This is a genomic window from Halobacillus sp. HZG1, from assembly GCF_035818575.1.
GTDB lineage: Bacteria > Bacillota > Bacilli > Bacillales > Halobacillaceae > Halobacillus > Halobacillus litoralis.
In genome coordinates this window covers 74,068-86,452 of the sequence record NZ_JAYLVQ010000058.1, presented here as the reverse complement: position 1 = coordinate 86,452, position 12,385 = coordinate 74,068, and the positions used below count along the sequence as shown (strand labels likewise).

Here is a 12,385-nt window from a genome sequence, read left to right as displayed (position 1 = left end):
ATGTATTTGAGTCCTACAAGCTTTCCAGAAACTCCTGACACTCCACCAAGGCAATGAGTCCCTAAATCAAAGTGGAAAATTTCCCCCTTTTCAACTGTTAGAGATACAAAAAGCTCTGAATCAAGCTTTTAAGCTCTCTGGAGAAGTCTATAATATCCACTTCCCTCGAACATTCAAGCTGATTTTTGAATTGGTCTCGAGAAAACGCCAAAGCAATGCGGCAGAGTGGAAGGGCGAGCCTACAGCGGGCGGGGAAAAAGTGCTTGGTAAGCCCGATAGAATGAAGTCCGTAGAGGATTGTGACCACGTGGAAAGTCGAGCTATTCCCCGCAGCCCCCCCCTTCCACTCAACAAAAGTATTGAAAATGGATTTTAAAGAAAACTGCTATATACTTTAATCACTAGTGATAACATTCATTTATTGATAGGTGACTTTCTCATGGGTAAGCACAGCCTTTTAATTTGGGCTGTGCTTTTTTTCTTTTATTATTTTATGTCGGACTGAAAAATTCATGTAAAAGCCTTTCCTCTTGCTCTAGCTGAAAAAGACTCTTGTTACAAGACCAAACGTACTTAATCCCATGTAGAATAGCATGAATAATAGAAAACTTACGCGCCAGAACCCTTTGAGTGCTCGGAAGAGACGGACTTCTTCGTTCATTTTGTATTGCGCGACCATTGAAATGCCCAAGAGGATCAAAAGGAAGACAATGATGAAGGGTAGAAAGCTGCGATCAAACAAGACGACAAGTAGGACATGGACCGACATGATAAAAATAGGGGCGGTATAGTTCGCCGTGCGGTGCAGAGCCTTTAACTTATGCTTGCTCCATTTTCTGGCGCATAGATAGAAAACCACTAGGAAAGGAAGAGGCAGGGTAAGCAGAAACGCAATCGTGTACACAATCAGATCACTCATCGTTTTCGAACCCCCCTTTCATATTCGAGTGCATGGATCGCATGCACGACGAAGTGATGGTAAGGAAGTGGTTTTTTTCCATGATCGAGGATGTAGCCACTGATGCTGTCCACTTCTGTTAACCTGCGTTCGGTGATGTCCCTCAGCATCGATGAATGATTTTCTCCTGTTGTTTCAGCGATGGTCTTCACTCTTTCCCATTCATCAAAAAAGGACAGGCCTAGGACGGAGCAAGCTTCTTCACACAACAAACCGGCCAGTTCATGTATGGATGGATTCGTGAGGATGGAGTGATTCGGTTGAGAGAATAATGCAGTGAGTGGATTAATCACCGTATTTATGATTAATTTACTCTTTAACATAGGCTCATAATCGGCTTTAAAAAAGACTGGAAAATGTGCAGTATGTAATTCTTTTGAAAGGGCTTGTCCATGATCGTGATCCATTCTCCTATAGACAGCTATTTGTATATTTCCCTTTCCTTTATGAACAACTTCGTTCGGCCCTTTGGCCAGTGCGCCGTGTTCCACGACACCAACACAACTTCTCAAACCGGATTGTGCTAGTTTCTCCAAATGTCCCATCCCGTTCTGAAGAAATACATAGGGCGCGTCAGCAGGAAGGTCTTGTGCAAGAAAACCATCCATCGCATGTTGTTTAATAGTTACCAACCATAAGTCGTATCCTTCTATCATTTCTGTAACAAGATGCGCATAAACGGGTACAGGGCAGGGGAATTCCCCGCAGGTAATTCCTTCCGCTTCAAGGGCTGATCTTTGTTCTTCACTTTTTACAAACATATGGACTTCGTGATGCTCACCTAAATAGGCCCCTGCCAATAAGCCTATAGACCCTGCCCCTATAATGCCTATTTTCATGTTTCTCTCCTCATTTCGTACTAATCTGCTTCACTATTGTAGCAGATTCAGAAACGATATTGCAGTCGATTCTTGTCCAATGTATTATTATTCATTTCATTCTGAAAATTTTTATATTATAATATGGGTATAGACAGATATTTGAAAGGGGATTCTTTCATGATGACAAAAACAAGAGTTCAACCTTTATTGGTCAATTATAAGACACTTGAGGAATTTAAGCGGTTCAAAGAATATGGGAACCAGGAACTTGCGATGCTCGAGGATCTAGAGAGCAATATTGTGGAAAACGACAGTGAGTCGCCGTTTTATGGAGTATATTATGGAAGCGCTTTAGTTGCCCGTATGAGTTTGTACAGAGTCAAAGCGAAGTATGACCATTATTTTGATCCTTCCCAGGACTACCTGGAACTGTGGAAGCTTGAGGTTCTTCCAGACTATCGCGGGCTGGGCTACGGAAAAGCGCTCGTGGAATTTGCTAAAAGCTTTGATTTGCCGATTAAAACGAATCCAAGAATCAATTCTCATGGATTTTGGGAGAAGATGGGCTTTCAAAAAGCGAATTATGATGTAGAACGTGACCTTGGTGAAAACCCTCTGATTTGGATGCCTTCAGGCGTGGAAGAAAAGACATAAACGCATAAAATATGAATGAGGCCGCTACATAATATTGTAGGGGCCTTTGTTTATGATGGGAAATGATATGAATGGCTGGTGAAAAGATCGTTCAAACACCACTCTCACTTTTTCGTTTTTCTCTTACCCAATGAACAAGTTTATCCATTTCATTCCACGCCGCTTCCCACTGTTTTAATTCTTCTCTAAGCTTCTCATTATCTTCGTTGAGTTTTTTCAGCTGGGTTTCTAAATTTTCTTTCCCATAATCTTCAAACTGCTTTGATCTCATTTCTTTCAAAAATGAGATGGCGGCATCCAAAGACATGGGTGCGTCGTCCGAAGACTTAGAGGATGAATAAATCGTTCGTGTGGCTTTCCGGCTGTTTTTCGCTTCCTGGATCTCTTTTTGATATTCTTTCCTTACAGTCGCATTCCATCTGAACCCACATGCAGCAGGCGTCCTGTGCAATTGTTCAGCCACTTCCTGGAAGGCTTCCAACTGGGTCTTCCCTTCACGAATGTGTTTCAGTACCGTCGTTGCCAGTAATAGATCTTCCTCGTCCTTCCAGGCATCTTGTCTTGGGGCATCCATAGCATCCCTCCTCTATCGTTTGCTTATAGTTATGCAGGAGGAATGATTGATAGAATCGCATTTCTCATCTTTTTCTCTTAGCTTCAAAGTTCCGAACTGCTTCTTTATGCTCATCGGATTCCCATAACAAGGAGCATTGCCTGACCTCCCCATCCATACGTTCAGACAGTGTTTGGAAATCCATGTGATCCATGTACTGCCTTTTAAAAATTTTCATTTGTTCCGGGGTTTTGTTGATAAATGAGGCGAAAATCTCTTCGCTCCAGTTTACCGTAATCATCTTATGTAACCATCCGATTCGATAGACTTGCTTTGCTGTGTACATGTCAGCATCCATTAGCCAATGGGCCGCTACGTCATTGTTTACCCGCTGATATAAAAGTGTTCCTCCTCCCCAGCCAGGGATGATGCCTAAATTAGCTTGGACAAAGCCAAAGGAAGCACCCTCTGTTCCATATCTGAAATCACATGCCGTCGCAATCTCACACCCTCCTCCTCTAGCTTGTCCGTTTAATACGGCAATCGTAGGGACAGGAAAGGTAGCCAGTTCATACAGAACTTCTTTCATCGGATGCAGCGTTGCGTATGCTTGTTCAGCATTCATTTCGCCATGAAGTTCACGCAAGTCTCCCCCTGCACAAAAAGCGCGATCCCCGGCACCTGTTACGACCAAAAATTTCAGCTTTTCTTCTTTCAACTCTTTAATTGCCTGATAAAACTCTTTCGTCATTTGTTTCGAAATGGCATTCATCTTGTCCGGTCGGTTCAAAGTTAAAACCGCATACCCCTCTTTTTTCTCTACCAAAATCAATTGTGACACTTTCTCCACCCCTTCCAATACTAATGTACCAAAAATTTATAGAATTTGTTCAGCTATATGGCAGGATTGTTGAAGACTCAGTTTCGAGACTTTTGTTAAGTGGATGGGGGCTGCGGGGAATGACTCGCTTTCCGCGGGAGTCTCGCCATTCCCCTCCGCCCCTTAACCAAGGAAGTTTCTCGAAATTACTACCTAAAAAATCAGCTTGTATGGTTAAGAGAAGTGAATGATATAATCTCTACCACATTAACTTTGAGCATACGCAAATGCTTGATACTACGCACTATATGCCCGCCTAGGAGAGAAGAATTGGAACATTACTTATGAATACAAGTGTTCTAATCATCGACTTCCCTCAACCATTCAAGCTGACCCTTTCAGAAGTGGTTTCGAGACACTTATAAGGTCAAGGGCGGAGGGAAACGGTGAGACTCCTATGGGACGTGTGGGACAGGTGAGACCCCGGAAGGCGTAGCCTGAGGAGGCTCACCGCCCGCCCCATGGAAAGCTAACCATTTCCCGGAGCCCTAAACTCTCACAAAAGTCTCGAAACTGAGTCTTCAACAATCCTGCCATATAGTGAAATAACCCCACAAAAAAACTATCCATCCGGCAGACCGTGCTACTGGATGGATAGTTTTTTTCGTTTTGTGGAATTTCTTACAAGCAGCTGATGAGGGTAAACATATCTGTGCGGGGCAAGAGCTCCGGGATGCAGAAGTTGTTGAATTAAAACCTCCACCGTTTTATCAGCCATTTGCTTTACGGGTTGTTCAACCGTTGTAACGGAAGGGACCATTAATAAAGATATCATCTGATTATCAAAGCCCACCACGGCCAAGTCCTCCGGAATTACCCAATCGGATGTGGAAGTCGCTTCATAAATCAAACCAGCCGCAACCTCGTCGCTCCCCGTAAACACACCGTCTACATGTGGCAGCTCGTCCTTAATCATATGAAAGACTTTTTGACCATCACTTACATCGATAGCCCAATCAATCGCTAATTCCTCCTGAAAAGTAAGGCCATATTCACACAAAGCTTCAGTAAAACCTTCTTTTCGTTTTTTGGCCAAGTGACTTTCTGGACCACCACTTACATAGGATATGTTTTTACATCCCTGTTCCAAGAGGTGAAGAGTCGCTTCGTATGACGCTTGCCTGTGATCCATATGAATCATTGGAATGCTGGAATCGTCCATATATTCATTGCAAAAGACAATGGGTCCACAATCTAAAAAGGACTTAACATCTTCCCATTCATTTACAAGAGAAGCCATAATCACACCATCTACTTGCTTCGTCTTTAATAATTGTAAATAATCCATTTCTTTTTTCTTGGAATCATGTGTTTGACAGACGATTACTTGATATCCCCACTCAGAAGCCTTTTCTTCCATCGCCTCTATCAAATTTCCGAAAAAAGGGTTCGTCAGGCGTGGCAAAAGAACGGCAATGGTCTCCGTCTTTTGACTTCGAAGACGACGGGCGGAAGAATTCGGGACATACCCAAGGTCGTTCATGGCTTGAATGATTCGCTGTCTTTTTTCATCTGTCACGTAAGGCTGATCATTGATGACCCGGGAGACCGTTGTCCTCGATAATCCAGCCAGTTTCGCTACATCTTCAATCGTAGCCATACTTACTCCCCCTTGATGCTTTCTTGAAAACGTTTCCAATTTTAATCATACTAATCATTCGGTTTTCTTGCAAGCCCTTTCATATATTGGGATAGATTTTACTCCCAACCCCCACATTGGAATCGATAATCAAAGATACATATTGACCTTGCACCTTTAATAAAATGAAAATAGGAAAAAATAGGGAGATGATCCACCTGAGAAAAGTTCTGATCATCGCAGATCCTGGTGTGGATGATGCTTTTGCCATTATGTATGCCCTACTACATCCGGAAATTGAGGTTGTTGGCATCGTTGCAGAGTATGGGAACGTCAGTCAGGAAATTGCCTTAAGAAACACCGCATACCTACTTCAATTGGCTGGTCGTACGAATATACCCATTATCAAAGGAGCGGATAAACCTCTGACAGGTACAGATCCAGAGTTTTTCTTTGACATACATGGAACCCACGGTCTAGGAGAAATCATCCCACCCGTTCAGACACCTGCCCATGACCCTTTTCATAAGGTGTACGAACTGATGCATACATATGGGAGGGATTTGAACATTATCAATCTATCTCGCTTCACTTCCCTTGCTCTTACATTTATCCAGGCTGAAAGTAACATTCATAAAACAGGAAATGTCTACGTAATGGGAGGAGCATTCTTTGTACCCGGTAATCGCACCCCGGTAGCAGAAGCAAATGTGTATGGCGACCCACAAGCCGCTAAAATCGTTGCCGCTCATGGAAAAAATATTACCTTTGTCCCTTTGAATATAAGTAATCGGGCTGTCATCCCTTTGGATACAATAAAGAAAGTATCGATACAAAACGAAACGCCCTTCTCAAGAATCATTTTTCCTATTATGGATTACTACAGTACCCAATATGAATCAATCATTCCAGGAATTGATGGGGCTCCCCTTCATGACGTTACACTCTTCTCCTATTTAATGAATCCTGAATATTATAAGGTCGTAGAACGACAGGTGAAAGTGAATACGACAGGCCCTTCTAAAGGGCTAACTTTAGCTGACTTCCGACCTGCTCCAGATTATATTGAGGGCTACCCTATGCACAGCATCATTATTGATTTCGATAAAGAAGCTTTCACCCAGGACTTTGTCAAAATCATGACCAACAGATAAGTTTTTTCCAACTATAGGGCCGATTGCTGAAGAAGGAATGGATAGAAAAAAGGAAGCATTCCTGGGAATGCTTCCTTTCTAATGATAGAGAAAATCTATGACATGTTGAACGGCTGCTTCTCCCTGGTCGATGCAATCAGGCAGACCGATTCCTCTGTAGGAACCACCTGCAAGGTATACGCCTGGAAGGTCTTTCTCCATTCGTTCCGTAATCTCATCAACTCTCTGTTTATGACCGACCGTATATTGAGGCATCGCGTCATACCATCGGGTGACAATAGAGAATTCAGGTTTGGCCGTAATATTCATCGTTTTGTTCAAATCGTTTAAGACGATTTCTTCAATCTCTTCATCCGTTTTATCAACCACTTCCTGATCAGAAGGTTTCCCAACATAGCATCTCAGGAGAACTTTCCCTTCAGGTGTGGAATGGGGCCATTTTTTATGGGTCCATGTACAAGCGGTAATCCGGAAATCACTGTTTCTTGAGACAACAAAACCGGTCCCGTCGATGTCCTTTTTAATGGCTGAGGCATCGAAGGCCATGGCGACGTTTGCTACAGATGTAGCATTGGTTTCTTTGAATGGCTCTAAGAAGTCATACTGAGACAGCATGCGCTGTACCGCAAAATGAGGAGCGGCTAATATAACCACCTCTGCTTCTTTTACAGTTCCATCACTTAATAAAAGATGATAGCCATTGGCTTTCTTCTCAATATGGTCCACCTTCACGCCTTTTTGAACCGTTCCAGGTTCCAACTTTCCTTCGACCGCTTCAACAAGAGAACCAAGTCCGTTTCTTAATGTACGGAACATGCTCGGTTTCTTTTCCCCTTTTTTCGGCGTCTTCATCGGATACGTCTGACGCAATCCTTTAATGAGACTTCCGTACTTCTGTTCCAGATCATAGAAATTCGGAAACGTGGATTGCAGACTTAGACGATCAATATCTCCTGCATAAATACCAGACAATAGCGGTTCAATCAAGTTTTCAACCACTTGATTCCCCAGCCTTCGACGGAAAAACAAGCCGAGTGACTGATCACCATCTACCGTTTTTTTGGACTTAACCAAGTCTAAAGCAGCTCTCGCTTTTCCTACAGGAGTGAATAACCCTGAGAAAAGGAATGGACGGACTCTAGTAGGAATCCCCATAAAAGAACCACTAGGCATTTTATGAAGTTTACCGTTCACCAAAATGTAGGACTGACCTGTACCGTTCGGGACGAGTTCATCCCCAAGGCCAACTTCCCCCGCAAGACGCCCGGCACTTTCTTTACGGGCGAGAAAAGAGTCCGGTCCTCGTTCAATCGTGAAGCCGTCTTTTTGTATTGTATGGATTTTACCACCTAGATGGTCGCTGGATTCCAATAATTCAACATCCAATGAATAGCCTTTTTCCCGTGCTTCTTTTTGTAAGTAGTAGGCGGAGGTTAACCCTGAAATTCCTCCACCTACGACCACGACACGCTTTTTCTCTTCCATAAAAGACCTACTCTTTCACTTTATCCACGACAACATCAGCAAGTGCGTGGATAAACTTCGGGTGAGTGTTTGGCATTTCCGGGCGATAATAATTAGCTCCAACTTTATCACAAACCACTTTACACTCGTAGTCATTATCATAGAGGACTTCCAAGTGATCGGATACAAATCCAACAGGGGCGTACACAAAACTGCGGTATCCCTTTTCATGATAAAGCTCTTCCGTTAAGTCCTGGACGTCCGGGCCGATCCACGGGTCTGGTGTGTTGCCTTCACTCTGCCAGCCGATTTCATATTGTGTAATTCCAGTAGCTTCTGAAATCAATTCCGCTGTTCTTTTCAATTGATCCGGATAAGGGTCTCCCCCTTCCAAAATCTTCATCGGTAGGCTGTGCGCAGAGACAACCAGGCAGGCTTTCTCTTTTTCGTCTTCCGTCATCTTAGCGTATTCCGCTTCGATGACATCTTTCCAATAGTCAATAAAGCCGGGCGCATCATACCAGCTTTCTACCGAACGAATAGAAATACCGTGCTTATCGGCTTCCTCTTTGGCACGACCATTGTAAGATTTCACGCTGTACGTGGAGTAATGAGGAGCAAGCACGATAGAAACAGCTTCTTCGATCCCGTCTTCAGCCATTTGTGCAACCGCATCCTCTACAAACGGTTCAATATGCTTCAAGCCAAGATAGACTTTAAACTCAATCTCGTCCTGCTTTTCATTCAATGCATCCTTCAAAGCTTCCGCCTGATCATCTGTAATACGGGCAAGTGGAGAAATACCACCAATGGCATCATAACGATCACGGAGATCCTGCAGCATCTCATCCGATGGTTTGCGTCCGCGTCGGATATGAGTGTAATATCTCTCTAAATCTTCTTCTTTGTAAGGAGTCCCATAGGCCATTACTAATAAACCCATTTGTTTTTTTGCCATGTTCCTTCACCTCTTCATCTTTTTTAAAACGCCATTAAGATTTCCTGGAATAATCATGGATGAGTTGAGTCAGCCGCTTCAATGTTTCCGGTTTGATATCCGGTGTTACACCATGGCCGAGGTTGAAAATGTGGGCAGGGTGTTGTCTTCCCTCATCAATAATTTTCTTTGTTCTTTCCTCAATGGTATCCCAGTCCGCTAAGAGCATCGATGGATCCAGGTTTCCTTGAAGTGGCTTTGTGATCCCTTCATTTCTTGCTTCTGTGATCGACATACGCCAATCCAGACCAAGCACATCAACAGGAAGGTCGTCCCATTCATGAATGAGGTGTCTCGCTCCTACACCGAAAGTAATCAGCGGTACACCTTCCTCTTTCAGTTCAGAGAAAATCCGCTGCATCACTGGTTTAATAAACGTACGATAATCTTCGACATTCAAAGAACCAACCCAAGAGTCGAAAATCTGAATGGCACTGGCCCCTGCTGCGACTTGTGCTTTAACATACGCAACCACCATGTCTGCCAGTTTGTCCATAAGTGCGAACCATGTCATCGGTTCCCTGTACATAAGCGACTTGGTTTTATTGTAATTTTTTGATGGTCCACCTTCAATCATATAGCTCGCCAGGGTGAAAGGTGCCCCACTGAAACCAATCAATGGAACCGTGAGCTGTTCTTTCGTTAATAGACGAATCGTATCCATAACATAAGGCACATCATCTTCAGGGTCGATGGTTCCAAGCTTTTCAATATCCGCTTTTGTTTTTATTGGATTGTGGATGACCGGTCCGATGCCTTTTTTAATTTCTACGTCCACGCCAATAGCCGGAAGTGGAGACATAATGTCTTTGTAAAGAATCGCTGCATCGACGCCATATTGCTCAACGGGAAGACGTGTCACATAAGCGCAAAGCTCAGGATCATGGGTGATTTCAAATAATGAGTACTTTTCTTTCAGTTTGCGATATTCCGGCTGCGACCGCCCAGCCTGACGCATGAACCAGACAGGGGTATGGTCAGTCTCTTCCCCCCGGAAAGCTTTTAAAATCGTGTCATTTTCAATTTTGTTCATCTTCAGAACTCCTTTTCACGTTCAACATTTATCCGCTTACAACTATAACGATTTATTGTTCTTCTGTATAGAAAAATGAAACATTTGTCATGATTTTGTGCTATTTTTCACAGGTCCCAGCTAAGGGTTACCGTATTGGAAGGCTGCCCCTTCTTCCCTGTCAAAGGATCCACGGGAACGACGTAGTAACTCGTCTGATCGAAGATACCAAAAGCACTGACCTTAAACTCACTTTTTCCCGTCACTTCTCCAACCTTAACATCTTCTCCGTTTTCTTCTCTGAAAATACGGTAAACGATACGCTCATCGTCAGGGGCGGACCAACGAATCGTTCCTCTTAATGAAGCAAGTCCGGACAAATTCAGCCTTCCGGTTACATCCGTTAAAATGGGAAGGTCTACGGGTTCAGGCAGGCTTTTCACCCCTTCCGGCTGTTCAAAACTTGCAGCTAGATTTTTTTCCTGATCGATCCTTCTCAATATTTGCTTCATGAGGCGAGTCGGATAAGCACTGCTTCCATCAATCTCTCCTGATTGATCGTAGCCCATCCAAAGCGATCCCGCGTATTCCGGTGTGTATCCGGCAAACCACACGTGCTGATCCTGGTGAGTCCCCGTCTTCCCTGCTAATGCCTTAGGGTATTCACCTGCCTTCGCTGTCCCTTCCTGTACAGTCGTCTGAAGGATTTCTGTTAAATACCAAGCCGTCTGCGCGTTAAATACTTCTGTCTCCTCAGAATCATGTTCGTGGATCACGTTATCGTTTCGATCCAGAATTTTTGAAATGGTATAGCTTTCTTGTCTTTTTCCGTTTTGTGCCAGTGCACCATAAGCTTCTGTTATTTGCAGAGGTGTGTAACCATCAGACAATCCACCGAGAGCAATGGATAACCCATCATCTTTTGTCGGCAGCCCGGCTTTCTCTAAATATTCTTTGGCATATGAGATACCAATTTGATCAAGTAGCCATACGGCTGATACATTCTTCGAATCGATCAAAGCCTGATACAAGGAGACTTCGCCTTCATATTGGTCATCATAATTATTCGGGGCATAATCATTGGTGCCAAACGTCTGCTTTTCATCAGATAACAGACTGTATGGATCATAATCTCCTGTCATCATAGCAGGACCATAGACGGCAAATGGTTTAATGATGGAGGCAGGAGCCTGCTTCGCCCGGACACGGTTGAAGTCACCGTGTTTAAAATCACGACCGCCCACAACCGCAATAAGCGCACCTGTCGAGTGATCCATGAGAGTGAGAGCTCCTTCGATTGATTCCGAGGAACCTGGGACAAACTCACCGTTTTTCATCTCTTCTGCAGCTATTTTCTGGATGCTGGGGTCCATTTCCACCACTAGTCGGTACCCACCACGTTTCAACTCATCACGGGAGATATGGTACTTATCCGCTGCTTCATGGATGACGAGATCCACATAACTGTTGGACCAGGTTTCACTCGTTTCCTCTCCCTGCTCCACAGCAAGCGTCGAACCTTGCATTTGCTTCATGACTGCTGCATCAATTTTTCCTGTGTCGTACATCCTCGACAGCACAACATTCCTTCTCTGCTTGGCGTCATCCGGGTTCTCGAACGGAGAGTAAGTATTCGGTGCCTTAGGTAATCCAGCAAGTAAAGCACCTTGAGCAACCGTCAATTCTAAAACCGTTTTTTGAAAATAGTGCTGGGAAGCCGCTTCGATGCCATACGTCCCTTCCCCGAAATAAATGCGATTCAAATACAACTCTAAAATTTCATCTTTTGAAAAATTGCGCTCCAAGTAAAGAGCCGCCATGACTTCTTTCGTTTTTCTCATCCACGTCTTTTCATTCGAGAGGAAAATGTTTTTGGCCAGCTGCTGAGTAATTGTACTTGCACCTTCCACCTTTTCCATGGCGATGATATCTTTATAGACCGCTCTCATAATCCCTTTGAAATCAACACCGGAGTGTTCTCTGAAGCGGCTGTCTTCTATGCTTATGAACGCATCCTTGACGTGTTCGGGAACTTGTTGAATGGATACGTTCTTCCGGTTTTTCGTATAGATCCGTTCAATGACTTCGCCTTCGGCTGTCTCCACCGTGGTCATCTCATCAAGAATTAAATCCTTTTCGTTTACGACAAAACGACCTCCGAATAATATGATCAGATAACCAATTCCTATGATCATTATAAAAGCAAGGACGAAAAGGGCCGGCCACTTCAATCGCCCGGACCAGGAAGGTAAGCGTTTTTTCAAATCTTTGATGTTCAAATTACGTGCATCCTTTCTGTTCTATCCTTCAAAC

At 43.8% G+C, this 12,385-nt stretch carries 11 protein-coding genes; 2 read left to right on the top strand and 9 right to left on the bottom strand.

Annotated elements, in window-relative coordinates:
* Nucleotides 1-535: 535 nt before the first annotated feature.
* Both VKA52_RS08670 and VKA52_RS08665 read right to left on the bottom strand, forming a co-directional pair.
* A complete protein-coding gene (locus VKA52_RS08670; RefSeq protein ID WP_160913026.1) occupies nucleotides 536-919 on the bottom strand; it encodes a DUF3397 domain-containing protein in 384 nt (127 codons plus the stop codon).
* Nucleotides 916-1,797, bottom strand: a complete 882-nt coding sequence (locus tag VKA52_RS08665) for a ketopantoate reductase family protein (RefSeq protein WP_326315157.1) — start codon at nucleotides 1,795-1,797, stop codon at nucleotides 916-918. The genes VKA52_RS08670 and VKA52_RS08665 overlap by 4 nt, the downstream gene beginning before the upstream one ends.
* A gap of 159 nt (nucleotides 1,798-1,956) precedes the next feature.
* Between VKA52_RS08665 and VKA52_RS08660 the strand changes: the two genes are divergently transcribed.
* A complete protein-coding gene (locus tag VKA52_RS08660; protein WP_442788832.1) occupies nucleotides 1,957-2,433 on the top strand; it encodes an N-acetyltransferase in 477 nt (158 codons plus the stop codon).
* 91 nt (nucleotides 2,434-2,524) lie between these two features.
* On the opposite strand, the gene VKA52_RS08655 is transcribed toward VKA52_RS08660, so the two are convergent.
* The 3 genes from VKA52_RS08655 to VKA52_RS08645 all read right to left on the bottom strand — a co-directional run bounded on the left by VKA52_RS08655 (nucleotide 2,525) and on the right by VKA52_RS08645 (nucleotide 5,466).
* Nucleotides 2,525-3,007: an RsfA family transcriptional regulator gene (locus VKA52_RS08655; protein WP_146818688.1), complete on the bottom strand. Its 483-nt coding sequence runs from the start codon at nucleotides 3,005-3,007 to the stop codon at nucleotides 2,525-2,527.
* Between the two features lie 64 nt (nucleotides 3,008-3,071).
* The gene (locus tag VKA52_RS08650) at nucleotides 3,072-3,827 is read right to left on the bottom strand and encodes an enoyl-CoA hydratase/isomerase family protein (RefSeq protein WP_160913020.1); all 756 of its coding nucleotides are present in this window, start codon (nucleotides 3,825-3,827) and stop codon (nucleotides 3,072-3,074) included.
* A 622-nt stretch (nucleotides 3,828-4,449) separates the two neighbouring features.
* Nucleotides 4,450-5,466 carry a LacI family DNA-binding transcriptional regulator gene (locus tag VKA52_RS08645; protein WP_160916998.1) on the bottom strand — a complete coding sequence of 339 codons (1,017 nt, stop codon included), beginning with the start codon at nucleotides 5,464-5,466 and terminating at the stop codon, nucleotides 4,450-4,452.
* Nucleotides 5,467-5,630: 164 nt separating this feature from the next.
* On the opposite strand from VKA52_RS08645, the gene VKA52_RS08640 reads away from it, so the two are divergent.
* Complete coding sequence (locus VKA52_RS08640; RefSeq protein ID WP_326315153.1) at nucleotides 5,631-6,599, top strand: nucleoside hydrolase; 969 nt, start codon at nucleotides 5,631-5,633, stop codon at nucleotides 6,597-6,599.
* Nucleotides 6,600-6,677: 78 nt separating this feature from the next.
* On the opposite strand, the gene hemY is transcribed toward VKA52_RS08640, so the two are convergent.
* The 4 genes from hemY to VKA52_RS08620 form a co-directional block, all read right to left on the bottom strand.
* Nucleotides 6,678-8,084, bottom strand: a complete 1,407-nt coding sequence (hemY, locus tag VKA52_RS08635; protein WP_326315151.1) for a protoporphyrinogen oxidase — start codon at nucleotides 8,082-8,084, stop codon at nucleotides 6,678-6,680.
* A gap of 7 nt (nucleotides 8,085-8,091) precedes the next feature.
* Entirely contained in the window at nucleotides 8,092-9,021 is a 930-nt protein-coding gene (gene hemH / locus VKA52_RS08630) for a ferrochelatase (protein ID WP_326315149.1), read from the bottom strand.
* 34 nt (nucleotides 9,022-9,055) lie between these two features.
* The gene (gene hemE, locus VKA52_RS08625; RefSeq protein ID WP_160916990.1) at nucleotides 9,056-10,093 is read right to left on the bottom strand and encodes a uroporphyrinogen decarboxylase; all 1,038 of its coding nucleotides are present in this window, start codon (nucleotides 10,091-10,093) and stop codon (nucleotides 9,056-9,058) included.
* A gap of 107 nt (nucleotides 10,094-10,200) precedes the next feature.
* Nucleotides 10,201-12,351: a transglycosylase domain-containing protein gene (locus VKA52_RS08620; protein WP_326315147.1), complete on the bottom strand. Its 2,151-nt coding sequence runs from the start codon at nucleotides 12,349-12,351 to the stop codon at nucleotides 10,201-10,203.
* Between the last annotated feature and the right edge of the window lie 34 nt (nucleotides 12,352-12,385).